This window comes from Serratia sp. 3ACOL1, from assembly GCF_003668775.1.
GTDB classification, from domain to species: domain Bacteria; phylum Pseudomonadota; class Gammaproteobacteria; order Enterobacterales; family Enterobacteriaceae; genus Chania; species Chania fonticola.
This window is the reverse complement of the sequence record NZ_CP033055.1, coordinates 1,093,601-1,118,875: the sequence shown is the minus strand read 5'-3', so window position 1 is coordinate 1,118,875 and position 25,275 is coordinate 1,093,601. Positions and strand designations below refer to the sequence as shown.

The 25,275-nt window shown below is 55.9% G+C and carries 18 protein-coding genes and 2 pseudogenes; 9 read left to right on the top strand and 11 right to left on the bottom strand.

The window, feature by feature from the left end; translation table 11 throughout:
* Positions 1-37: 37 nt before the first annotated feature.
* A complete protein-coding gene (locus D9980_RS05135; protein WP_121606606.1) occupies positions 38-1,288 on the bottom strand; it encodes a nucleoside permease in 1,251 nt (416 codons plus the stop codon).
* 352 nt (positions 1,289-1,640) lie between these two features.
* On the opposite strand from D9980_RS05135, the gene phoP reads away from it, so the two are divergent.
* The 3 genes from phoP (at position 1,641) to D9980_RS05120 (ending at position 4,977) form a co-directional block, all read left to right on the top strand.
* Positions 1,641-2,312: a two-component system response regulator PhoP gene (phoP, locus tag D9980_RS05130; protein ID WP_021804688.1), complete on the top strand. Its 672-nt coding sequence runs from the start codon at positions 1,641-1,643 to the stop codon at positions 2,310-2,312.
* Positions 2,313-2,317: 5 nt separating this feature from the next.
* On the top strand, positions 2,318-3,775 hold the full coding sequence (phoQ, locus tag D9980_RS05125) for a two-component system sensor histidine kinase PhoQ (protein ID WP_021804689.1): 1,458 nt from the start codon (positions 2,318-2,320) through the stop codon (positions 3,773-3,775).
* 80 nt (positions 3,776-3,855) lie between these two features.
* On the top strand, positions 3,856-4,977 hold the full coding sequence (locus D9980_RS05120) for a cupin domain-containing protein (protein WP_121606605.1): 1,122 nt from the start codon (positions 3,856-3,858) through the stop codon (positions 4,975-4,977).
* Between the two features lie 53 nt (positions 4,978-5,030).
* Here D9980_RS05120 and pepT read toward each other — a convergent pair whose 3' ends face one another.
* A complete protein-coding gene (pepT, locus tag D9980_RS05115) occupies positions 5,031-6,263 on the bottom strand; it encodes a peptidase T (RefSeq protein WP_024485244.1) in 1,233 nt (410 codons plus the stop codon).
* 333 nt (positions 6,264-6,596) lie between these two features.
* On the opposite strand from pepT, the gene potA reads away from it, so the two are divergent.
* The 4 genes from potA (at position 6,597) to potD (ending at position 10,485) form a co-directional block, all read left to right on the top strand.
* On the top strand, positions 6,597-7,703 hold the full coding sequence (potA, locus tag D9980_RS05110) for a spermidine/putrescine ABC transporter ATP-binding protein PotA (RefSeq protein WP_121606604.1): 1,107 nt from the start codon (positions 6,597-6,599) through the stop codon (positions 7,701-7,703).
* Positions 7,687-8,547 (top strand): spermidine/putrescine ABC transporter permease PotB, encoded by an 861-nt coding sequence (gene potB / locus D9980_RS05105; protein ID WP_024485242.1) that lies wholly within the window; start codon positions 7,687-7,689, stop codon positions 8,545-8,547. The genes potA and potB overlap by 17 nt, the downstream gene beginning before the upstream one ends.
* Positions 8,544-9,320: a spermidine/putrescine ABC transporter permease PotC gene (gene potC / locus D9980_RS05100; RefSeq protein WP_021804693.1), complete on the top strand. Its 777-nt coding sequence runs from the start codon at positions 8,544-8,546 to the stop codon at positions 9,318-9,320. The genes potB and potC overlap by 4 nt, the downstream gene beginning before the upstream one ends.
* 118 nt (positions 9,321-9,438) lie before the next feature.
* Positions 9,439-10,485 (top strand): spermidine/putrescine ABC transporter substrate-binding protein PotD, encoded by a 1,047-nt coding sequence (gene potD, locus D9980_RS05095; RefSeq protein ID WP_121606603.1) that lies wholly within the window; start codon positions 9,439-9,441, stop codon positions 10,483-10,485.
* 207 nt (positions 10,486-10,692) lie between these two features.
* On the opposite strand, the gene cobB is transcribed toward potD, so the two are convergent.
* The 5 genes and pseudogenes from cobB to lolC form a co-directional block, all read right to left on the bottom strand.
* Positions 10,693-11,532 (bottom strand): Sir2 family NAD+-dependent deacetylase, encoded by an 840-nt coding sequence (gene cobB / locus D9980_RS05090; protein WP_024485240.1) that lies wholly within the window; start codon positions 11,530-11,532, stop codon positions 10,693-10,695.
* 9 nt (positions 11,533-11,541) lie between these two features.
* Positions 11,542-12,459 (bottom strand): N-acetylglucosamine kinase, encoded by a 918-nt coding sequence (nagK, locus tag D9980_RS05085; protein ID WP_121606602.1) that lies wholly within the window; start codon positions 12,457-12,459, stop codon positions 11,542-11,544.
* A gap of 52 nt (positions 12,460-12,511) precedes the next feature.
* On the bottom strand, positions 12,512-13,759 hold the full coding sequence (gene lolE / locus D9980_RS05080) for a lipoprotein-releasing ABC transporter permease subunit LolE (RefSeq protein ID WP_121606601.1): 1,248 nt from the start codon (positions 13,757-13,759) through the stop codon (positions 12,512-12,514).
* A pseudogene (gene lolD, locus D9980_RS05075) lies at positions 13,759-14,462 on the bottom strand (lipoprotein-releasing ABC transporter ATP-binding protein LolD). Before lolD ends, lolE begins: the two are co-directional and overlap by 1 nt.
* Positions 14,455-15,657, bottom strand: a complete 1,203-nt coding sequence (lolC, locus tag D9980_RS05070; RefSeq protein ID WP_121606600.1) for a lipoprotein-releasing ABC transporter permease subunit LolC — start codon at positions 15,655-15,657, stop codon at positions 14,455-14,457. The pseudogene lolD and the gene lolC overlap by 8 nt, the downstream one beginning before the upstream one ends.
* A gap of 244 nt (positions 15,658-15,901) precedes the next feature.
* Here lolC and D9980_RS05065 point away from each other — a divergent pair, with 244 nt between their 5' ends.
* Both D9980_RS05065 and mfd read left to right on the top strand, forming a co-directional pair.
* Entirely contained in the window at positions 15,902-16,882 is a 981-nt protein-coding gene (locus tag D9980_RS05065) for a threo-3-hydroxy-L-aspartate ammonia-lyase (protein WP_121606599.1), read from the top strand.
* 349 nt (positions 16,883-17,231) lie between these two features.
* Entirely contained in the window at positions 17,232-20,708 is a 3,477-nt protein-coding gene (gene mfd / locus D9980_RS05060; protein WP_121606598.1) for a transcription-repair coupling factor, read from the top strand.
* A 434-nt stretch (positions 20,709-21,142) separates the two neighbouring features.
* Here mfd and D9980_RS05055 read toward each other — a convergent pair.
* The 4 genes and pseudogenes from D9980_RS05055 to nagZ all read right to left on the bottom strand — a co-directional run bounded on the left by D9980_RS05055 (position 21,143) and on the right by nagZ (position 25,248).
* A pseudogene (locus D9980_RS05055) lies at positions 21,143-21,678 on the bottom strand (glycine zipper 2TM domain-containing protein).
* A 294-nt stretch (positions 21,679-21,972) separates the two neighbouring features.
* Positions 21,973-23,277, bottom strand: a complete 1,305-nt coding sequence (locus tag D9980_RS05050) for an NAD(P)/FAD-dependent oxidoreductase (RefSeq protein ID WP_024485958.1) — start codon at positions 23,275-23,277, stop codon at positions 21,973-21,975.
* Positions 23,278-23,609: 332 nt separating this feature from the next.
* Positions 23,610-24,152, bottom strand: a complete 543-nt coding sequence (ycfP, locus tag D9980_RS05045) for an alpha/beta hydrolase YcfP (RefSeq protein WP_024485957.1) — start codon at positions 24,150-24,152, stop codon at positions 23,610-23,612.
* 76 nt (positions 24,153-24,228) lie between these two features.
* Positions 24,229-25,248 carry a beta-N-acetylhexosaminidase gene (gene nagZ, locus D9980_RS05040; RefSeq protein ID WP_121606597.1) on the bottom strand — a complete coding sequence of 340 codons (1,020 nt, stop codon included), beginning with the start codon at positions 25,246-25,248 and terminating at the stop codon, positions 24,229-24,231.
* Positions 25,249-25,275: the final 27 nt, after the last annotated feature.

The following is a 25,275-nucleotide window of genomic DNA, read 5'->3' as shown; positions in this document are numbered from 1 at the left end:
TTTTTACCTTGCCGGGCAACACGCCCGGCGCAACGAATTAAGACCGTGCCACGTCAATCGGGGTGATGTTGTCGCTGCGTTCACGGAAGAACAGTAGGAACAGCAGCATGACACCCACCACCATCACCGCACCAACGCCCCACACGGCGAACCAGTCAAATGTCATACCGTCTCGCGGCTGTTCGAGAGCGAAAGTGGTCATTGCACGGCCCCCGAGCCAGTTACCGATAAAGCTGCCCAACCCCTGGCAAATCAGGGTGATCAGGCCTTGAGCGGCGGTACGCATATGCGGCGGCGCTTTTTTGTCGACGTAGATATAGCCGGTCACGAAATAGAAATCGTAGCTGACACCGTGCAGCAAAATGCCCATGAACAGCATGCTGTAGGCCCAGACGTCGGCGGTGCCGCCGTAGATAAAGAACACATAGCGGATCGCTGCGGTCACAAAGCCCAGCAACAGCACCTTCTTGATACCGTACCGCTTGAGCAGCATCGGCAGCGCCAGCATGGCGAAGATTTCCGAGACCTGCCCCAGCGTCATCCAGCCGGTGGCATTCGGCAGCCCAACCTGCGTCAGATAGCCATTGGCAAACTGGTAGTAAAACGCCAACGGCATGCAGAACAGGAACGAGCACAGGGCGAAGGTGGCAAATGAGCGATCCTTCAGCAGGCCAAGCGCATTCAGGCCCAGCAACGCCTTGATTTCCACCGGGCCAGAGCCTTTGGCTGGCGTATTGGGCAGCACAAAGCTGTACAAACCGAGCGCGATCGAGGCCACACCGGTAATGATTAACGGCAGGTTGCTATCGGAAATATTGCCTAACCCCAGCAGCGGCGGCAGCATAAAGCCCACCACCAGACCGGAGGCAATCCAACCCAAGGTGCCCAGTACGCGGATGCGCGGGAACTCTTTTTCGGTATCGGTAATGTTGGCAAAGGCGATGCTGTTGGTCAGCGCCACGGTCGGCATATAGGTAATGGCATAAATCACCAGCAGCGGGAAGAAGGTGGCAAAGGTGGTTTGCCAGGCGATGATAAACATCAGCACCCCACCAGCCAGATGCAACCAGCCCAAGACTTTTTGCGCGGCGAAGTAGCGATCGGCAATGACGCCAACCAGCACCGGCGAAAGGATTGCCGCAATCGCCGTACTGCTGTACGACCAGGCAATTTCGCCCGGTGTAAAGCCCAGTTTGTTGAGGTATTGCCACAGGGGAACAAACCACGCTCCCCAGATAAACCACTCGATAAACATCATGACAGACAGCTTCAGATGAGGACGTTTCATTATTATGTATCCTTGCTGGCTACCTTCCCGGCATCGGCTCGGGAAAGCGGTGTAGGGTTCCTGGTATTAGCATCATTACGATACCTATATAATACCTTAATGATACCTTTAGTCCTTTGCCGCGATCCCGCTCACACTTCAGGCAGTCAGCTTTGTTTAAGTTTTGTTTACCTTTGGCACTGCGCTGTTTATCCTGCGTTTATCAGCCATTGCCGATAATCAATGGATGACAGAATCAAACGATCAGGGAATGGTCAGCTAATGCGCGTTACCACAACGTGGCCAACAGCGTGTAACCTTTTCAGTGTGGGTGCCTGGTGTTGCACCCGCCTAAACAACAGGAGTCTGTACCATGCGAGTACTGGTTGTTGAAGACAATGGCCTATTGCGCCACCATCTTAGTGTGCAAATGCGCGAAATGGGGCATCAGGTTGATGCCGCAGAAGATGCCAAAGAAGCTGACTATTTTCTGCAGGAACATGCGCCTGATATCGCCATTGTCGATCTCGGGTTGCCGGGTGAAGACGGCCTGAGCCTGATCCGCCGTTGGCGTGCCAACCAGATGAAGTTGCCGATCCTGGTGCTGACCGCCCGCGAAAGCTGGCAGGATAAGGTGGCGGTGCTGGAAGCCGGTGCCGATGATTACGTCACCAAGCCCTTCCACCTGGAAGAAGTGATTGCCCGCATGCAGGCTTTGATGCGCCGCAATAGCGGCCTGGCTTCACAGGTGATCGTACTGCCGCCATTCCAGATCGACCTCTCGCGCCGTGAGCTGAGCGTCAACGAACAGCAAATCAAACTGACGGCCTTTGAGTACACCATTATCGAAACGCTGATCCGTAACGCGGGTAAAGTGGTCAGCAAAGATTCATTGATGTTGCAACTCTACCCGGATGCCGAACTGCGCGAAAGCCACACCATCGACGTATTAATGGGCCGCCTGCGTAAAAAGCTACAGGCCGAATACCCACAGGAAGTGATCACCACCGTACGTGGTCAGGGCTACCGTTTCGATGCCAAGTGAGCATAATGTTCAACAGAGATAAAAAGCCCTTCTCACTGCGCGCCCGCTTTCTGATGGCCACCGCCGGGGTGATCCTGGCGCTGTCGCTGTCCTACGGGCTGGTTGCGGTGGTCGGCTATATCGTCAGCTTTGATAAAACCGCCTTCCGCCTGCTGCGCGGTGAGAGCAACCTGTTCTTCAGCCTGGCGCAGTGGAAAGACCAGAAGTTGACCATTGCCATCCCGCCCGATCTCGATCTCAACTCCCCAACGCTGGTGTTTATCTACGACGAAAAAGGCAACCTGTTGTGGAGCCAGCGCTCGGTGCCGGAACTGGAAAAACGGATCCAGAAAGAGTGGCTGGAAGAGTCCGGTTTCTATGAGATAGACACCGACACCCGGATCAGTAGCGAAGTGCTGGGCGACAATCCCAAGGCCCAGGATCAGTTGAAAGACTATGACGATACCGACCATGAGGCGTTAACCCACTCGGTGGCCGTCAATACCTATGCCGCCACCCCACGCCTGCCCGCCTTGAGCATTGTGGTGGTCGACAGCATTCCGCAGGAGCTGCAACGCTCGGACGTGGTATGGGAATGGTTCAGCTACGTACTACTGGCCAATCTGCTACTGGTCGTGCCTCTGCTGTGGCTAGCTGCGTATTGGAGTTTGCGGCCGATCAAGGCGCTGATAACCCAGGTCGGTGAATTGGAAAACGGCGAGCGCGAGCAACTGGATGAGAATCCCCCCAGTGAACTACGTGGTCTGGTACGGAACCTGAATATCCTGGTGCGCAACGAGCGCCAGCGCTACACCAAATACCGCACTACGCTGTCCGACCTTACCCACAGCCTGAAAACCCCGCTGGCGGTATTGCAGACCACCCTGCGCTCGCTGCGTTCCAGCAAGCAGACCACCATCGAAGAGGTCGAGCCGATCATGCTCGAGCAGATTAGCCGTATTTCGCAGCAGATTGGTTATTACCTGCATCGGGCCAGCATCAACTCTGGTCAAACCGTGCTGACCCGCGAGATCCATTCGGTTTCTGCCCTGCTCGACAGCCTGAGCGTGGCGCTGAACAAGGTCTATCAGCGTAAAGGGGTAGTCATCACCCTCGATATCTCACCAGAAGTCACCTTTATGGGCGAGAAAAACGACTTTATGGAGGTGATGGGCAACGTGCTGGAGAACGCCTGTAAATATTGCCTGGAGTTTGTGGAGATCACCTCGCTGCACTCGGACAAATACCTGACGATCGTCATTGATGACGACGGCCCCGGCATCCCGGAAAGCAAGCGTGAGTTGATCTTCCAACGCGGCCAACGCGTCGATACTCTGCGCCCCGGCCAGGGGATTGGCCTGTCGGTCGCCGCCGAGATCATCGAGCAATATGACGGGCAAATTACCATCAGCGACAGCCCGCTGGGTGGAGCACGGATGGAGGTCACCTTCTCCCGCCAGCACGACTCCCACCATCACGATTAAATTCTCTCGCTCAGGCCCCGATCCACGGGGCCTAACTTCCGTTATAATCCCTGCAGGCTCACTCTATCCTGGAATAGAACATGGATTACCAATTAGATCTCGACTGGAACGACTTTTTGCAACGCTATTGGCAAAAGCGCCCGGTAATTATCAAGCGTGGTTTTAGCAACTTTATCGATCCGATTTCCCCGGATGAGCTGGCCGGGTTGGCTATGGAAAACGAGGTGGACAGCCGCCTGGTGAGCCATCAGGAAGGTCGCTGGCAGGTTGGCCACGGCCCGTTCGAAAGTTTCGACCATCTGGGCGAGAACAACTGGTCATTGCTGGTGCAAGCCGTTGATCACTGGCATCAGCCATCCAGTGCCCTGATGCAACCGTTCCGTAAGCTGCCGGACTGGCGCATGGACGATCTGATGATTTCGTTCTCGGTGCCGGGTGGCGGCGTTGGCCCGCATCTCGATCAATACGACGTGTTCATCATTCAGGGGACTGGCCGCCGCCGTTGGCGCGTGGGCGAAAAAGTACCGATGAAACAGCACTGCCCGCACCCTGACCTTTTACAGGTAGAGCCGTTTGACGCCATCATTGACGAAGAGATGGAGCCTGGCGATATTCTGTATATCCCACCGGGATTCCCTCATGAAGGCTACTCGCTGGAAAACTCGCTCAACTATTCCGTCGGTTTTCGCGCGCCGAATGGCCGCGAAATGGTGAGTGGCTATGCCGACTACGTGCTAGCGCGCGAGTTAGGCAGCAAACGTTACACCGATCCGGATATCGCGCTGCGCGATCACCCGGCGATGGTTCTCCCCCATGAGGTCGATGCACTGCGTGGGATGATCCTGGAGCTGGTGCAGCAGCCGGAGCACTTCCAGAACTGGTTTGGCGAGTTTATTTCGCAATCGCGCCACGAGCTGGACATCGCGCCGCCAGAGCCGCCTTATCAGGCCGGTGAAATCTATGAACTGCTGCAACAGGGTGAGCCATTACAACGTTTGGGTGGGTTGCGCGTGCTGCGCGTTGGCGACCAATGCTTTGTCAACGGTGAGCTAATCGACACCGAACATCTGCAAGCCGCCGATGCGCTGTGCCAGCACGCCAGCGTTGATGCCACCTTGCTGGGCGGCGCGGTGGACGACCCGTCGTTCCTGGCCCTGCTGACGGCGTTAATTAACAGCGGTTACTGGTATTTTAACGACTAATCATAATGAGTGAGGGGTAAACTAGCCCCTCACTCATTCTGTTAACGCAAAAACTACCGTTTAGCGCGCTCGGCGCTCAGAGTAGCAATGCGCATAATCACCGCCACCGCCTGCTCCATCCCTTCCAGCGTAATAAACTCATGCTTGCCATGGAAGTTATAGCCACCGGTAAACAGGTTTGGACAAGGCAGCCCCTTGAAGGATAGCTGCGCACCATCGGTACCACCGCGGATCGGCTTCATCACCGGCTCAATATCGCAGTCCCGCATCGCCTGCTGTGCCAGCTCGATCACATGAGGATGCTCAGCCACCTGCTCACGCATGTTGTAGTAATTATCCTCGATCGCCACCTCAATGTAGCAATCCCGTGGTAACCCACGGCCAACCTTTTGCGCGACTTCAATCATCTTGCGCTTGCGTGCTTCAAAACCTTCACGCTCAAAATCCCGCAAGATGTAGTGCATCTCGGCACGTTCGACGTTCCCCTTGATGCTGTTGAGATGGTAAAAGCCCTGATACCCCTCAGTATGCTCCGGTGTTTCCTCGGCCGGTAGCTCCTGTTGGAAACGGGTTGCCAGCGACAACGCGTTCACCATAACCCCTTTGGCACTGCCAGGGTGTACGTTATTGCCGACGATTTTCACCGTCACTGCTGCCGCATTGAAGTTTTCACACTCCAGTTCGCCCACACCACCACCATCGACGGTGTATGCCCACTCTGCATCGAACGCAGCAACATCAAAGAAATGCGCTCCCTTGCCCACTTCTTCATCCGGCGTGAACGCCACGCGGATATCGCCGTGAGGAATTTTTTGCTGCTTTAGCCGCACCATCGCGGTCAAGATCTCGGCAATCCCGGCTTTATCGTCGGCCCCCAACAGCGTTTTGCCGTCGGTGGTGATCAGCGTTTGCCCCAGCATCTGATGCAAGATCGGGAACATCACCGGCGATAACACTTCATCACCGATGCCCAAGGCAATGTCACCGCCGCGATAGTTTTCCACTATCTGCGGTGTCACATGCTTACCCGAAAAATCGGGTGAGGTATCAAGGTGAGAAATAAAGCCAATGGCCGGCACTGGCCAGCTCACATTGCCAGGCAACGTGCCCATCACGCAGCCATGTTCGCTTAGCGATACCCGTTCAAACCCCAGCCCAATCATTTCCTGTTGCAACGCACGCGCCAGCTTCAGTTGCCCTTCGGTACTAGGCACATGTTTGACGTTCGCTTTAGCCTGTGTGTCAAATGAGACGTAGTTAAAAAAGCGATCTAGTAGTTTATCCATGGTTCCGCCCTCAGAATTTCGCGTTTCATTATGCGGAACCGATCCGGATCAAATATTGAGACAGGTCATTAATAATCAGATTTAACACAAATCATTAAAGCAAGTGATGGTTTAATAGGGTCACTATCGACGCAAAAATCGGCCAACTGGCATGACTTATGGGCGGTTTGGCTTTCAATTACCGGATTCTGCGTCTATCATGCGCCCTCTTAAATTTTTGATCGGCGCCGCTGGCTTTGAGCTTCAGTACCTGACGGGTCACTCCCGTAAGCTCGCGCAGTCTTTTCCAGCGGCGGTTCTATCTGCACCACCGTACGGGATAGAGACACTAAAATGACTGAACAATCCTCTTTGGTTACACTGAACGCCCTGAGTAAAAGCTTTGACGGCAAAGAGATCATTCGCGATCTCAACCTTGAGATTAACGATGGTGAATTCCTGACCCTGCTTGGCCCTTCCGGCTGCGGGAAAACCACCGTGCTGCGGCTGATTGCCGGGTTGGAAAATGCCGACCACGGGCAGATCGTGCTCGACGGGCAAGACATCACCGCCATCCCGGCCGAGCATCGGCACGTTAACACCGTGTTTCAAAGCTATGCCCTGTTCCCCCATATGACCGTGTTTGAAAATGTCGCCTTTGGCCTGCGCATGCAGAAAACCCCAGAGGCGGAGTTAACGCCGCGCGTGGAGGAAGCCCTGCGCATGGTGCAATTGGACGAGTTCGCTCAGCGCCGCCCGCATCAGCTATCTGGAGGGCAACAACAACGGGTCGCGATTGCCCGGGCCGTGGTGAATAAACCTAAACTGTTACTGCTCGACGAGTCGCTTTCGGCACTGGACTACAAGCTGCGCAAGCAGATGCAGAACGAGTTGAAGGCGCTACAGCGCCAATTGGGCATCACCTTTGTGTTCGTCACGCACGATCAGGAAGAGGCGCTGACCATGTCCGATCGGATTGTGGTGATGCGTGACGGACGAATAGAACAGGACGGTACCCCACGGGAAATCTACGAAGAGCCCAGGAACCTGTTTGTCGCCAGCTTTATCGGTGAGATCAATATCTTTGATGCGGTAGTGCTACATCGCATCGATCCGCAGCGGGTGCGTGCCCATGTAGAAGGCCGTGAGTGTGATATCTACGCCGATCTCCCTGTCGAGCCAGGGCAATCCCTGAAGGTTCTGCTGCGACCGGAAGACCTGCGCGTCGAAGAGGTGAACGACAGCGAGCAGATAGATGGCCTAATCGGCTACGTGCGCGAACGCAACTATAAAGGCATGACGCTAGAATCGGTGGTTGAACTGGAAAACGGTAAGATGGTGATGGTCAGCGAATTCTTCAATGAAGACGATCCTGACTTTGACCACTCGTTAAACCAGAAGATGGCGATAACCTGGGTTGCAAGCTGGGAGGTAGTGCTGGCCGATGAAGAAATCGCGTAATTTGCTGCAAAACCTGGTGATCAGCGGCACCGTCGGCTGGCTGGTGCTGTTTGTTTTTCTGCCGAACCTGATGATCATCGGCACCAGTTTCCTCACCCGTGACGACGCCAATCTGGTGCAGATGGTGTTCACTCTGGATAATTACACCCGGCTGTTTGATCCCCTGTATGGTCAGGTGATGCTGCACTCGCTGAACATGGCGGCGATCGCCACCTTGTGCTGCCTGCTGCTGGGTTATCCCTTCGCCTTTATTCTGGCTCGCCTGCCGCAAAGGGTGCGCCCGCTGCTGCTGTTCCTGCTGATTGTACCCTTCTGGACCAACTCGCTGATCCGTATCTATGGCCTGAAGCTGTTTCTCAGCACCCGCGGCTATCTGAACGAGTTCCTGATGTGGGCCGGGATCATCGATACGCCGTTACGCATTATGTATACCTCTGGCGCCGTGGTGCTGGGGCTGGTCTACATCTTGCTGCCGTTTATGGTGATGCCGCTCTACTCCAGCCTGGAAAAGCTGGATAAATCCTGCCTGGAAGCGGCCCGCGATCTCGGGGCCAGCAAGCTGCAAACCTTTATCCGCATCATCATTCCGCTGACTATGCCAGGCATTATCGCCGGTTGCCTGCTGGTGCTGCTGCCCGCCATGGGCCTGTTCTATGTGGCCGACCTGATGGGCGGAGCCAAAAACCTGCTGATCGGTAACGTCATCAAGAGCCAGTTCCTGAATATCCGTGACTGGCCGTTTGGTGCCGCCACCAGCATTTGCCTGACGCTGGTGATGGGGCTGATGCTGTGGATCTATTACCGGGCCGCCAAGCTGCTGAACAAAAAGGGGGAGCTGGAATGATCGGACGCCTATTGCGCGGTGGCTTTATGAGCCTGATTTACGCCTATCTCTATATTCCCATCGTGATCCTGATCGTTAACTCGTTTAACACCTCGCGCTTTGGCATCAACTGGCGGGGTTTTACCACCCACTGGTACAGCATGTTGATGAACAACGACAGCCTGTTGCAGGCCGCTGGGCATTCACTGACCATGGCGGTGCTGTCCGCCAGCTTTGCGACCATGATCGGCTCTTTGGCGGCAGTGGCGTTATACCGCTATCGTTTTCGCGGGAAGCCCTTTGTCGGTGGCATGCTGTTTGTGGTGATGATGTCGCCGGATATCGTCATGGCCATCTCGCTGCTGGTGCTGTTTATGCTGCTGGGGGTCTCGTTGGGCTTCTGGTCGCTGTTATTTTCGCATATCACCTTCTGCCTGCCCTTTGTGGTGGTCACCGTCTATGCGCGCCTGAAGGGCTTTGACGTCAAGATGCTGGAGGCCGCACGCGATCTGGGTGCCAGCGAAATGGTGATCCTGCGCAAAATCATCCTGCCGTTGGCCATGCCCGCCGTCGCCGCCAGTTGGCTGCTAAGCTTCACGCTGTCGATGGATGATGTCGTGGTTTCTTCGTTCGTGACCGGGCCAAGCTACGAGATTTTGCCCTTGAAGATCTATTCGATGGTGAAGGTCGGCGTATCTCCTGAAGTTAACGCCCTGGCGACCATTCTGCTGGTATTATCGCTAGCGCTGGTGCTGACCAGCCAACTGCTGTTGCGCGATCGGCAAAAACACTGATTTGCCAACGGGATAAGCGTCTTTACCCCGCTGGGTACGCCACCTATAATGGCCGCTCTCTGGGGTATGGCGCATCACGCTATACTGTAAAAACACGCACTGCTAAAGGATCCGTACCATGAAAAAGTGGTCACATCTGCTCGCAGCCGGGATGATGGCACTGAGCCTTGGCTCGGCAAACGCCGCGGACGACGGCAAAACGCTCTATTTCTACAACTGGACCGAGTATGTCCCGCCTGGGCTGCTGGAACAGTTCACCAAAGAAACCGGTATCAAGGTGATTTACTCCACCTATGAATCCAACGAAAGCATGTATGCCAAGCTCAAAACCTACCGGGACGGCGCGTACGATCTGGTAGTCCCTTCCACCTATTTCATCGCCAAGATGAGCAAGGAGGGGATGCTGCAAAAGATCGACAAAAGCAAACTCAGCCACTTTAACGATCTCGATCCCAACCTGTTGCACAAGCCGTTCGATCCCAACAACGATTACTCCATTCCCTATATCTGGGGCGCCACCGCCATTGGCGTCAATTCGGATGCCATTGATACCAACACCGTAACCGCCTGGGCCGATCTGTGGAAACCGGAATACAAAGGCCGCGTGCTGCTCACCGATGATGCACGTGAAGTGTTCCAGGTCGCGCTACGTAAACTGGGTTATTCGGGCAATACCACCGATCCTAAGCAGATCGAGGCTGCCTATAACGAGCTCAAGAAGCTGATGCCAAACGTGCTGGCGTTTAACTCCGATAATCCGGGTAATCCGTATATGGAAGGTGAAGTCGATCTGGGCATGGTATGGAACGGTTCCGCCTATGTCGCGCGCCAGGCCGGTACCCCATTGGAGATCGTCTGGCCGAAAGAAGGCGGGATCTTCTGGATGGATAGCCTGGCCATTCCGGCTAAAGCCAAGAACGTTGAGGGAGCGTTGAAGCTGATCGACTTCCTGCTGCGCCCAGAGATCGCGGTGCAGGTGGCGGAAACCATCGGTTACCCTACTCCCAATCTGGCCGCGAGAAAGCTGCTACCTAAAGAGATCGCCAACGACAAGTCGCTGTATCCAGATGATGCGGTGATTGAGAACGGTGAATGGCAAAATGATGTGGGTGAGACCAGTACGCTGTATGAAACCTACTTCCAGCAGCTAAAAGCTGGGCGCTGAGACCCCTCACCCCAACCCTCTCCCACAGGGAGAGGGAGCTGTCCTGAGCGCGTAATTAGCCCGAGCAGCTCTGGAAAGCAGAGAATAAGAACAAGTAAAACAAGGTATTACGCAAAGCAATCAACGAACTCGATCGGTCCCCTCTCCCTGTGGGAGAGGGTTAGGGTGAGGGGCATACTAAAGCCACCAATCCCACCCAACATTCTGCTAAGGCTTATCCGCCCGCTCGACCTTGCCCATCAGGAATTTGTGCACAAAGCGTGGCACCACTTCGCTGGCCGGACCGTAATGCTTCTCTTCGAACTGGCTTTCCACCAGGCTTGGCTCCAGGTTCAGCTCCATGGTATAAGCCCCGCCCAACCGTGCCTCGTGAACAAAACCTGCCGCCGGGTAAACATTGCCAGAGGTGCCAATCGCGATAAAGAAATCCGCCTTGGCCAACGCGGCGTAAATCTCATCCATCCCCAACGGCATTTCACCAAACCACACCACGTGGGGTCGCAGAGGCGCAGGGAACTGGCAGCAGTGGCAACGTTCATCCACGCTCAGGTCTCCCAACCATTCCACCACCTGCCCGGAGCTAGTGCAGCGCACTTTCAGCAGCTCGCCATGCATATGCAGCACCTGCTTGCTACCGGCGCGCTCATGCAGGTTGTCGATATTTTGCGTAACCAGCAGGAAGTTCTCCTCCCCCAGCCACTCTTCCAAATCGGCCAGCGCACGATGAGCCGCATTAGGGCCGATATCCGACTGCTGTAGCTGCCGGCGGCGCGCATTATAAAACTCCTGCACCAAGGCAGGATCGCGCTGAAAACCGTCCAGGGTGGCGACATCTTCCACCTTGTGCTCTTCCCACAGCCCATCGGCAGCGCGGAAAGTACGGATGCCGGACTCGGCAGAGATCCCTGCCCCCGTCAGCACTACGACAAACGGCTTTTTCAGCTCTGCCGCCGCCATGGTATCGCGTTGGAATATCCGCGAGCGAAAACGCTGATGCCGCACATGCTTACTCTTGCGAAACTGACACAACCGATGGCGAGTGTGCATGAACTCTCCTTATTTATGACTTTCCACCAAATTGAGGAACGCTGCCCCACGAACACCACCAGCATCGCCATAGCGAGCCTTCTCGATGCGTGGCAGTTTGGCTACCCGTAACAAATGGGTAGGCAAACGCTGGGGCAACGCCTGATAAATTGCGGCAAAATTCGATAAGCCGCCGCCAATCACCACCAGGTGGGGGTCGATGATGGTCAGCAGGTTGCCCAGGCAAATGGCCAAGACATCCAGAAAACGTTCTACGTGTGCTACAGCCTGTGGTTCACCGGCCTGATAATGCGCAATGATTTGCTGCGCTGGCAACTGTTGTTGATAAAAATGCGCGTACATCCACTCAAATCCGCGGCCCGAGATGTAATTCTCGATGCAACCGTCATGGCCGCAGCCACAGGGAACGCGAGGAATATCACGCCCGAGCACCTCCAGCGCATCCACCGGCAAGCGGAAGTGGCCAAACTCTCCGGTGATAAAGTTACGCCCAGAGACCACTTTACCATTAACGATCAAACCACCACCAACTCCGGTGCCCAAGATGATGCCCAGCACCGTCGGGTAATGGCGAAACTCTTCGTCCCAAGCTTCCGAGAGCGTGAAGCAGTTGGCGTCGTTATCGACCTTGACCTCACGGCCAATCAGCGCGCTCAGATCGCGCGGCAACGGCTGTCCCATCGCGGCCGGGACGTTGGCGGTAAACAAGGTACCATCTTCGTTTGGCAACCCGGGAATGCCGATGCCCACCAGCCCTTGCGTACCACAAACGGCATCGGCCTCATGGGTGAGATCGCGTAATACCGCCAGCAGTTGCCGGTAGTCTTCACGCGGCGTCGGCACCCGCTTTTGCCAGATACGTTGCAGATTGGCGTCGAACACCCCAAGTTCAATCTTGGTGCCGCCCATGTCGAAACCGTAGTACATAACTCGCCCTCAGGGTAAAAAAATGGGGCCCGCTACTGGCCCCAGGTTTTTATTACTGCCCGCTCAATACGCGGGCCGGATCGATGCGGCTGGCACGTCTTGCCGGATACCAACTGGCCAGCAGGCTAAGCACGATTGCCGTACCCAGTACGATCGCCACATCAAGCCAGTGCAGCTCGGACGGCAGGAAATCGATAAAGTAGATATCGCCAGACAAGAAAGAGTGGCCCATCAGCTTTTCGATGCCCTTGATGATATTGGTCAACTGTAGCGAGGCGATCACTCCAACCACTACTCCACTAAGGCTACCTACCAGCCCGGCCAACAAGCCATACCAGACAAAGATTGCGCGGATAAAGCCGTCTTTGGCTCCCAGCGTACGCAGCACGGCAATGTCGCCGCTCTTGTCCTTCACCGCCATCACCAGGGTGGAAACAATGTTGAAACAGGCCACGCCGATCACCAGCACCATCGCCAGATACATGATGGCGCGGATCATCTGAATGTCGCGATACATAAAGCCGTAGGTGCCAATCCAGCTCTTGATATAGACGGTGGCATCGGCGACTTCTCCGGCGTCACGCACCAGCTTGTTAGCGGCGAACACGTCGTTGACCTTGATGGCGATACCGGTGACACTGTCACCCATATCCAGATATTGCTGGGCATCCGCCAACGGCACCATAGCCATGCTGTGATCGAGCTGGCCGCTAAGTTGCAGAATACCGGTGACATGCAGGCGAATACGCTTCGGCTGCAGCAGCTTCATCTCAGGATCGCTGTTGGGGATCATCACAGTGACGTAAGAGCCCTGCTTCACGCCCAGAGCGTCAGCCACCCCTTTGCCCAGGATCACCTGCTGCTCACCGCTTTTGAAGTTTGCCCAGGCATCGCCCTGCACATAACTTGGCAGCGCGCTGAGCTGTTTTTCCTGCGCAGGATCGACGCCTTTTACCTGCACGGCGCGTAGCTGAGCACCATTTTCCATCAGCCCGGTAAAGTTGATATAGGGTGCCGCAGCCACAATGCCCGGAACCTTTTCGACCCGTTGCAGGATCTCCGGCCAGCCGGTGAACGGTTGTTTGACCGGTTCGATCTCGCCGTGCGGCACCACCGCCAGAATACGGTTTTGCAGTTCACGTTCGAAGCCGTTCATCGCGCTCAACCCGACGATCAGCACCGCCACGCCCAGCGCGATGCCGATGGTGGAGATCACCGAGATTAACGAAACCATGCCGCCGCGCCGCCGGCCACGGCTAAAACGCAGCGCCATCAGCAATGAAAGTGGCGAAGCGCTCATTACTCGGCCCCCATCAGGGTCAGTTGCGCCTGTAGATGGCCGTCTGCCATTTCCAACTGGCGGCTCAGGCGCTTAGCAAGTTGCAGATCGTGGGTGACCACCAAAAATGCGGTGCCCTGGCGTACGTTCAATTCGCCCAGCAAATCGAAGATGCTGTCTGCGGTGCGTTTATCCAGGTTGCCGGTAGGCTCATCCGCCAACACCAGCGAAGGGTTATTCACCAACGCACGGGCAATCGCCACGCGCTGACGTTCACCGCCGGAAAGCTCGGACGGGCGATGTTTGCTACGTTTTTCCAAGCCCACGGCCGCCAGCATCTCCAGCGCCTTTTCCTTCGCCAGCGCCGGTTTCATGCCGCCGATCAGCAGCGGCATCGCGGCGTTCTCCAGCGCGGTGAAATCTGGCAGCAGATGATGGAACTGATAGATAAAGCCGAGCTGGCGGTTGCGCAGCTCCGCTTTGGCAGTGGAAGAAAGCTTGTTCAACGACTGCCCTTTGTAGATAACCTCACCCGAGGTGGGCGAATCCAGCCCCCCAGCAGATGCAACAAGGTGCTTTTACCGGAACCCGAGCTGCCGACGATCGCCATCATCTCGCCCGGTTGCATGGCAAAACTGACATTGCGCAGCACGTCGGTATGCAGGTTGCCTTCCTGATAGGTTTTACACAGGCGCTCACACTGCAATAAAGGATGGTTACTCATAACGTAAAGCCTCAGCGGGTTGTACGGCGGCAGCGCGCCATGAAGGGTAAAGCGTGGATAACAGCGAGACCGCCATCGCCACTACGGCAATGATCGTGACCTGGATAGGGTCAACCGCCACCGGCAGAGAAGCCCCGTCGATCAACGCGCCAAGGATTGGCATCAGGTTGTTTAGATTGGTGGCAAGCAGAACGCCTAATAGCGTTCCCAGCAATGAGCCGATAATCCCGGCGCTAGCCCCCTGCACCATAAAGACCGACATGATCTGCCGCCGCGTCAGGCCCAGGGTTTGCAGAATGGCCACTTCGCCCTGCTTCTCCATCACCAACAGGCCCAGCGAGGTAATGATATTGAATGCCGCCACCGCCACGATCAGGCTAAGCAACAGCCCCATCATGTTTTTCTCCATGCGCACCGCTTGGAACAGCTCTCCCTTACGCTCACGCCAGTCTTTCCACTGAGTGCCTTCCGGCAGCGTTTGCTGACTAAGGGTGTCAACGCTCAACGGCTGTTGCAGGAACAGACGCCAACCGGTGATATTGCCCGCCGGGTAACGCAGCAGACGTGAAGCGTCTTGCTGGTTCGCCAGCAACTGATAACCGTCCACTTCACTATTGGCGTGGAAGGTACCAATCACGGTGAACAGACGTTGGCTCGGGATGCGGCCCATCGGGGTAAACTGGCTGGCGCTCGGCACCATCAGACGCAGTTGATCGCCACGCTTGACGCCCAACTGCCCGGCAAGCTGCTCACCGATAATCAGGTTGTACTCGCCAGGTTGCAGCTGTTGCTGTTTAACGTTGACCAGATAAGGCGTCAGCGGATCGGGCTGCTGCGGGTCAACCCCCAACATGACGCCAACGGCCACGCTGCGAGCACTTTGCAGCACCACATCGCCGGTAGTCAGCGGGGTGACCCGGGTGACACCATGCAGGTTTTGCACGGCAGAGGCTGGCAGCTGTTCAGGGTTGATTGAACCCTGTTTGCTGGTGAGCAGCGCCTGCGGCATGAGCCCCAGGATGTTGTTTTCGAGATCTTTCTCGAAGCCATTCATCACTGAAAGCACCGTCACCAACGCCATCACCCCCAGCGTAATGCCAATGGTGGATAGCCAGGAAACAAACCGCCCAAAGCGGTCTGAGGCTCGCCCGCGCATATAACGCAGGCCAATAAATAACGCGACAGGTTGATACATGAAATCCGTTTTGTTGCCGTAGCTTAAGCAAAGTGATCAAGGATAATAAAGGCTCTACCGGGTTTATGGAACCACCCGGCCGGTTTTATTCATCATGTTTGCACGGGTTTACAGAAAATGCCTGATTTTGAACATCCTGAAGACACGGTTGTTTCCGCTGACAGCCGTTTAACCGTTTGACAATCCGTTTACAACGGGCAAATTAATAGACTGAACGAATCAATGCCAACCACATGAGGTAGCCATGACCGTTAAGCCCCACTGCATCACCGCCGCCGATATTGCCAAAGCGGCCGAAATCCTGCAAAACCACGCGATCCGCACGCCGGTAATGACTTCCCGCCAGGCGGATGAGATCGCCGGTGCCCAGCTCTTTTTCAAATGCGAGAATTTCCAGCGCATTGGGGCCTTTAAATTCCGTGGGGCCTATAACGCCATCAGCCAGTTGACCCCAGCCCAGCGCCAGGCCGGAGTGATAGCCTTCTCATCCGGTAACCATGCGCAGGCCATGGCGTTGGCGGCCCGTGAGCTTGGGGTAAGCGTCACCATCGTGATGCCACATGACGCCCCCGCCGCCAAACTGGCGGCAACACGCGGCTATGGAGCTAACGTGGTGATCTATCAGCGGCAAACCGAAGACCGGGAAGCCATCACCCAACGGTTAGCGGCGGAAAAGGGCTTAACGGTGATCCCACCTTACGATTATCCGCAGGTGATGGCTGGCCAAGGCACCGCAGCTAAAGAGTTGATCGAAGAAGTTGGCCCGTTGGATATTCTGCTGGTTTGTACCGGTGGCGGCGGGTTGCTCTCTGGATGCGCCATTGCAGCACATCACTGGTCGCCCGGTTGCCGGGTATTTGGCGTCGAACCCGAAGCGGGCAACGATGTGCAACAGGCGTTCCGCAGCGGTGAAAAAGTGTGGATCCCAGTCCCGAAAACCATTGCCGACGGCGCACAGACCCAGCAGGTGGGCAATCTCACCTTCCCGATCATTCAACACTATGTGGAAGATATTCTGACGGTGACCGACCAACAGCTATGCCAGCAAATGCGTTTCTTTATGGAGCGGATGAAGATGGTAGTCGAACCGACCGGTTGCCTGGCTGCCGCTGCGGCGATGAATCAGGTCATCGATCTGCGGGGTAAAAAAGTCGGGGTGATCGTCAGCGGTGGTAACGTGGACGTCGATAAAATCGGCCAGTACCTCGCCATGGCACAGGATTGATTAAATTACCGCCAACAGGAAGCTTGCTCGCGCTTTTACCGGTGTCAGTTTCTCAGCCGCTGGGCTAGTATAACCAAGGTAAAAAGGTGATGGGCTTGAACCACTTGATAGTCCCCTCACCCTAACCCTCTCCCAAAGGGAGAGGGAACCGAATGTGCCACAGCCATACTCCGTACCTAACCGCAACTCCGTTCCAGCCCCCTCTCCTTGGGGAGAGGGTTGGGGTGAGGGAGAACGGGTTAGTTTTAGCCAAACACCAGGTCAACAGGATTTTGTGGTATTCACGCGTCAAGTGCCACGGTGAACACCACAAAAACTGTTATTCAATTCATTGATTAAAGATAACTGAATGAGCATTTCTGATAATAACCGCAGCTCCGCATCCTCCTACCGTTACTCTCTTCCTGAACGCGCGGGCGATTTACGCCAGCTAGGGCAGCTCACCGGTTCTGCCTGTGCCGTTGAATGCGCCGAAATCGCCGAACGCCATCCCGGCCCGGTGATGCTCATCGCCCCGGATATGCAAAATGCGTTGCGGCTGCGTGACGAAATCCAGCAGTTTACCGACCAGATGGTGACTACCCTTTCGGACTGGGAAACGCTGCCATACGACAGCTTCTCGCCCCACCAGGAAATCATCTCGGCGCGGCTTTCCAGCCTGTATCATCTGCCGACCATGGCACGCGGCATCATCATTCTGCCGGTGAATACGCTGATGCAACGCGTCTGCCCGCATGAGTTCCTGCATGGCCATGCGTTGGTGATGAAAAAGGGCCAACGACTATCGCGGGATCTGCTGCGAGCACAGTTGGAACAGGCGGGATACCGCAGTGTCGATCAGGTAATGGAGCATGGCGAATTTGCTACGCGCGGTGCGCTGCTGGATCTGTATCCCATGGGCAGCGAAGAGCCTTATCGCATCGACTTTTTCGACGACGAGATCGACAGCCTGCGCACCTTTGACGTGGATAACCAACGCACGTTGAGCGAAGTGGAAGCCATCAACCTGCTGCCAGCGCACGAGTTCCCGACCGATAAGGCCGCCATTGAGCTGTTCCGCAGCCAGTGGCGTGAACAGTTTGAAGTGCGTCGCGACGCCGAACATATTTATCAGCAAGTGAGTAAAGGCACCTGGCCTGCCGGTATCGAATACTGGCAACCGCTGTTCTTCAGCCAGCCACTGCCTTCCTTGTTCAGCTATCTGCCAGCCAATATGCTGCTCGTCAACACTGGAAATCTGGAAGGCGCCGCCGAGCGTTTCTGGCTTGATGTCAATCAACGCTATGAGAACCGGCGGATCGATCCGATGCGGCCGCTGCTGGCCCCGGATACCCTATGGCTGCGAGTCGATGCACTATTTGCCGAGCTGAAAGCCTGGCCGCGGATGGCGTTGAAAACCGAGGAACTGCCTGCCAAAGCCGGTTGCACCAACCTGGGCTATCAAACCCTGCCGGATCTGGCCGTGCAGGCCCAGCAGAAAGCCCCGCTGGATAATCTGCGGCGCTTTATTGAAAGCTTCACCGGTGGCGTGGTCTTCTCGGTAGAGAGTGAAGGCCGCCGCGAAACCCTGCAAGATCTGCTTGGCCGCATCAAGCTGAGTACCAGCCTGATCCACCATCTGGATGAGGTCGAAGCATCGGGCCGTTACATGATGGTCGGTGCTTCCGAGCGTGGCTTCCTCGATACGCTGCGTGACCGGGCGTTGATCTGTGAAAGCGATCTGCTCGGTGAACGCGTCAGCCGCCGTCGGCAGGATAATCGCCGGACCATCAATACCGATACCCTGATCCGCAACCTGGCAGAGCTGCACCCAGGGCAGCCGGTGGTACATCTGGAACACGGCGTTGGCCGCTACGTTGGCCTGACGACGCTGGAAGCCGGGGGGATCAAAGCCGAATATCTGATCCTCTCCTATGCCGGTGAGGACAAGCTGTACGTGCCGGTTTCTTCCCTGCACCTGATCAGCCGCTATGCCGGGGGAGCCGACGAAAATGCCCCGCTCCACCGTCTTGGTGGAGATGTGTGGTCGAGAGCCAGGCAGAAAGCTGCCGAACGCGTGCGCGACGTGGCCGCCGAGCTGTTGGACATCTATGCCCAACGTGCCGCCAAGAGCGGTTTTGCGTTCAAACATAATCGTGAGCAGTATCAGCTGTTCTGCCAGACCTTCCCGTTTGAGACCACGCCGGATCAGGAACAGGCCATCAACGCGGTACTGAGCGATATGTGCCAGCCGCTGGCGATGGACCGTCTGGTGTGCGGCGACGTTGGCTTTGGTAAAACCGAAGTGGCGATGCGTGCCGCCTTCCTGGCCGTCGAAAACGGGAAACAGGTCGCGGTACTGGTGCCGACAACCCTGTTAGCACAACAGCACTTCGACAACTTCCGCGATCGCTTTGCCACCTGGCCAATCCGCATCGAGATGATGTCGCGTTTTCGCAGCGCCAAAGAGCAGCAGCAGATCCTGGAAGAGGCGGCCGAGGGCAAAGTCGATATCCTCATTGGCACCCATAAGCTATTGCAGAGTGATCTGCGCTGGAAAGATCTGGGGCTGTTGGTGGTTGATGAAGAACACCGCTTTGGCGTACGCCACAAAGAGCGCATCAAGGCAATGCGTGCAGACGTAGATATTCTGACGTTAACCGCCACGCCAATCCCGCGAACCCTGAATATGGCCATGAGCGGCATGCGCGATCTGTCGATCATTGCTACCCCACCAGCCCGCCGTCTGGCAGTGAAAACCTTTGTCCGCGAGTACGACAGCCTGGTGGTGCGCGAGGCCATCCTGCGTGAGGTACTGCGCGGCGGCCAAGTGTATTACCTGTATAACGACGTCGAGAATATCGATAAGGCCGCCGAACGCCTGGCGGAGCTGGTGCCAGAAGCGCGGATTGCCATTGGCCACGGCCAGATGCGGGAACGCGATCTGGAACGGGTGATGAACGATTTCCACCACCAGCGCTTCAACGTGCTGGTCTGTACCACCATTATTGAAACCGGCATCGATATCCCCAGCGCTAATACCATCATTATCGAACGGGCCGACCGCTTTGGCTTGGCGCAGCTGCATCAGCTGCGTGGTCGCGTCGGGCGTTCGCACCATCAGGCCTATGCTTATCTGTTAACGCCAAACCCGAAGGTCATGAGCACCGACGCACACAAGCGGTTGGAAGCGATTGCCTCGCTGGAAGATTTGGGGGCCGGGTTCGCGCTCGCCACCCACGATTTGGAAATCCGCGGTGCCGGCGAGCTGCTGGGGGAAGATCAGAGCGGCCAGATGACCACCGTGGGCTTCTCGCTGTATATGGAGCTGTTAGAAAGCGCCGTCGACGCCCTGAAGAACGGGCGAGAGCCTTCGCTGGAAGATCTCACCAGCAATCAGACGGAAGTGGAACTGCGCATGCCAGCACTGCTGCCCGATGACTTTATCCCGGACGTGAACACCCGTTTGTCCTTCTATAAACGCATTGCCAGCGCTAAAAATGAGGGTGAACTGGAGGAGCTGAAAGTCGAGCTGATCGATCGCTTTGGCCTGCTGCCGGATGCGGCGCGTAATCTGCTGCAAAGCGCGGCGATGCGTCAACAGGCGCAGATACTGGGGATCAAGCGTATCGAAGGCAACGAACGCGGGGGCTTTATCGAGTTTGGCGAGAAGAACCGGGTCGATCCGGGTTATCTGATTGGCTTGCTGCAAAGCAAACCGCAGGTTTACCGCCTAGATGGGCCGACCAAGCTGAAGTTTATGCTGGATCTTAGCGACCGGGTCGAACGACTGAAGTTTATCGGCGAGCTGCTGGCGGCGTTCAGAGAGCATACTTTGGCAGTTTGATGGTCAATGTCCCCTCACCCTAACCCTCTCCCACAGGGAGAGGGGACTGACCGAGTTAGCTCATAGCCTACAAATCTTACCTGATTACCGCACCATTCCAGCCCCCTTTTAAGGGGGGAAAGATCGACCACAGTACTTGATTAAGACACCGGAAAGGCTCACTTCGGCAGGGATCGCTGTGCCTGACGATGACGCCAGAACGGCTCCCTCTCCCTGTGGGAGAGGGGGCTGACCGAGTTCGCTCATAGCCTACAAATCTTACCTGATTACCGCACCATTCCAGCCCCCTTTTAAGGGGGGAAAGATCGACCACAGTACTTGATTAAGACACCGGAAAGGCTCACTTCGGCAGGGATCGCTGTGCCTGACGACGACGCCAGAACGGCTCCCTCTCCCTGTGGGAGAGGGTTGGGGTGAGGGGTAAACTCTGAATATTAGACCTTGGTCAGCACCAACTGGCCGCTTTTATCCAGCGGGATCTGGGTGCCTGGATCGTGATCCATGCGGATTTTGCCCTGCTGGTCGCCAATCTTGTAAGTCACGTCATAGCCCAGCATTTTCTGCGATTTGTCATACACCGTTTTGCAGCGCTGCTGCGTGCTGGTGGTCGTGTCGTTGTCTTGCAAGGCCCCCTGCACCTGGTGACCGGCATACCCACCACCCAACGCACCTACCACGGTCGCAACATCACGGCCCCGGCCACCGCCAAACTGGTGACCAATCACCCCCCGGCAACCGCCCCCAGCACGGAACCAGCGATGCGGTTTTCATCCTGAACCGGTGCACGATGGGTCACCGTGACGTTCCGGCACTCCTGCCGAGGGGTTTTGATGGTTTCTTTGATCGGTGTTGCGGCGAGAACCTGCGCATATTGTGGGCCGGGAGTGAATACGTCCAGACCAGCTACGGCAGCAATTCCCAGAGCGGCTGCAATACCAATCCCAACACCGGCTAACATTGATTTGTTCACAGGAAATCCTCCTGAATGTGTTACCACGCATTATGCACCGGGCAAGCTCGCAGCGATCGCTGGCGATCCCCCGGTTTACGGCGTGCGTGACGCGCCGTCTGTAAACTCCCTAAAGTCTGCACAAGGAAGTTCACCCTCGCAATAAGACTCAATGAGCAAAACGCACTGAAAATGGGCCAAAACCAATGAATTGAGAAGAATCCTATCCCTACCTGTCCCCTTTCTCATGGCATTAAAAAACCCACGCGGCAAACCTACGTGGGTTTTCATCAACCGAACAAGCGGGTTAAAACATCAGTGCATCTTCAAGCGCGGACGGATCACGCGGTTGATCCCACCCACCAACATCATCAGGCCGGTTTTGGTATAGCCATGCAGCGCTACCTGGTGCATACGGTACAGCGAAATATACACCACGCGGGCGATACGCCCTTCGACCATCATCGAACCGCGCATCAGGTTACCCATCAGGCTACCTACGGTGCTGAAGCGGGAAAGCGAGACCAGTGAACCGTGATCCTTATAAACGTAAGGCTTCATCGGCTGATCGTGCATCATCGCCAGGATGTTGCTGTAGCAACGTGATGCCATCTGGTGGGCAGACTGTGCCCGTGGTGGCACAAAACCGCCGCCTTCACGCGGGCAGGAAGCGCAGTCACCAATGGCAAAGATGTTGGCATCACGGGTGGTTTGCAGCGTTGGCTCAACCACCAGCTGATTGATGCGGTTGGTTTCCAGCCCGGCAATCTCTTTCATAAAGTCCGGAGCCTTGATGCCCGCCGCCCACACCATCAGATCGGCATTGATAAATTCGCCGCCTTTGGTGTTCAAGCCATGCTCATCGGCACTGGTCACCATGGTATTGGTTAATACGCGTACGCCAAGCTTGTTCAGCTCCTGGTGCGCCGCTGCGGAAATACGCGGCGGCAGCGCTGGCAGAATACGCTCACCGGCTTCAACCAGGGTAACCTTCAAGGCGCTGTTATCCAGCCCTTCAAAGCCGTAGCTGTGCAGCTGTTTGACCGCGTTATGCAGTTCTGCCGACAGCTCAACGCCGGTAGCCCCACCACCCACGATGGCAATATTCACGCTCTCCTTTTCTTCCGGATTGGCAGAGAACTTGAGGAACAGGTTCAACATCTCGTTATGGAAACGGTGCGCCTGATTCGGGTTATCCAGGAAGATGCAGTTATCTCTTACCCCTGGGGTACCAAAGTCGTTCGAGGTGCTGCCGAGCGCCATCACCAGGATGTCGTAGCTCAACTCGCGGGCGGGAACCAGCTGGCAGCCCTGCTCATCGCAGATCTGCGTCAACTGCAGCGTTTTCTTTTCACGGTCAATGTTGACCAGTGAACCCAGTTGGAAGTTGAAGAAGTGATTACGCGCATGCGCCAGGTAGTTCAACGCATCCACACCGTCATCCAGGGAGCCGGTAGCCACTTCATGCAGCAACGGCTTCCACAAATGGCTGTGGTTGCGATCCACCAGCGTGATCTCCGCTTTATGCTTACGACCCAGTTTATGGCCCAGGCTGGTTGCCAGCTCCAAACCACCGGCACCACCGCCGACAATAACGATTTTCTTCTTTGGCGTTGTCAAAATGACCCCCTGAATGTGAACCAATTGTTGCCTAAGGGTAAATAAATAATATCCTTAGAATACATAGGGTTCGCTTAAGTTAAACCTGCAATCTGAGGCCAGAATAGCACGAGAGGTTATTTGGTCATACCAAAATTGATATACGTCAAAGTTTTTTGGTTAAAGGCTGGACGAAGGGCTTTTTTGAGGATTGTGATTCAAATAGTTAGCGTGAGATCACAGTTTTGCATTTTGCTGCCAAGCGGCGAAAACCGGCTCGACAAAAACAAAAAAGCCGCAATTGCTGCCCTTTAGGAACAACGTTCACGGCTTGGTTATGCGTTATAAAACTGTTACGCCAGCGTCTTGAATGCCTTGATACGCTGAAGGTGTGGCGAGATGTTTTTAAACTTGTGACTCTGCTGTTCATCCCAGACGATTTCATAATACTTGTGCAACAACTCGGCACTACGCTGGCTGTCCAACACTTCATCCTGGCGAGAAAGCACCACCAGGCAGCGATCGCGGTTCTTCTCACGGAAATCTTCCACGCATTTGGTGGCGATATCGCGATACTCTTCCGGCCGGTCGATCTTGCCGTGCATATGTTCTTCCGGGTACAGGTTCGGGTTGAAGATCACCTGACGGATGCCGCACAAAAATCCGATACGTTCGGCCCAAAAGCCCCCAAGACCCACGCCGCAAATCAGAGGATGGGCATCCCCTTCCTGCTGAACCGCCTTGTCCACCTCTTTCAATAAATGCTGCATATCATGGCGCGGATGCAAAGTGCTGTAGCTGATAAAGCGCACGTCCGGATCGATGAACTGTAACTGCATAATCTTTTCATGATTGCCGGGACTGGTGGAATCGAAGCCATGCAAATAAATAATCATGTGGTTCCTCGCAACAAGCTGGAGGCCGCTGGCAGCCCCCATTATTAACGCCGCCTTCTTGCGGCGCCCTGGCCGTTCACCCCGCTGAGCGTTGCTTATGCTCTTCCCAGCGTTCATGCAATTGACTCAGCGCATGATGCGCCTTTTGCCAACGGTCGGAATCGCGCAGTTCCTGACGGGTGAACTGACCGCGATGATATAACCGCTGCAACTTCTCTACTTTGACCGGGGACAGGTTATCTAACACGCTGACCGCCCCTGCCCGATTATTACAGACCAGGATCATATCGCAACCGGCATCCAGCGCCGCCTGGCCACGCTCGGCATAGCTGCCCATGATCGCCGCCCCTTCCATCGACAGATCGTCAGAGAAGATCACGCCCTCAAAGCCTAGCTCCTGACGCAAGATTTGCTGCAGCCAGTAAGGTGAACCGCTGGCCGGGCGCGGATCTGCTTCAGTATAGATAACATGGGCTGGCATGATGGCATCCAGCAATCCGCGTTGGATCAGCTCACGGAAGATAGTCATATCATGTTCGCGGATTTGGGCCAATGGCCGTGGATCGCGCGGAGTTTCTTTATGCGAGTCCGCCGTGACTGCGCCATGCCCTGGGAAATGCTTGCCGGTGGTTTTCATCCCGGCGCTGTGCATCCCCTGGATAAAGCGTTCAGCCATCACTAACGCCTGCTGCGGATCGCTATGGAAAGAACGTTCGCCAATCGCCGCGCTGGCGTGGCCGATGTCCAATACCGGGGCGAAACTGATATCGATATCCTGGGCAATCATTTCCGAGGCCATCAACCAGCCAGCTTCCTGAGCCAAACGCCCGCCTTCCTGGGCATCGTTGAGCGCCGCAAAGGACTGCGCCGCCGGTAAGCGGGTAAAACCTTCGCGAAAACGCTGCACGCGCCCGCCTTCCTGATCCACTGCCACCACCAACCGCGAACGCGAGGCCGCGCGAATTTGGCGAACCAGCTCACGCAACTGCTGCGGATCGGCAAAGTTGCGGGTAAACAGGATCAGGCCCCCTACCAGCGGGTGTTTTAAAATCTCGCGTTCTTCTGCGTCCAGCTCATAGCCGACGACATCTAGCATTACTGGGCCCACGGCCACCTCACATCA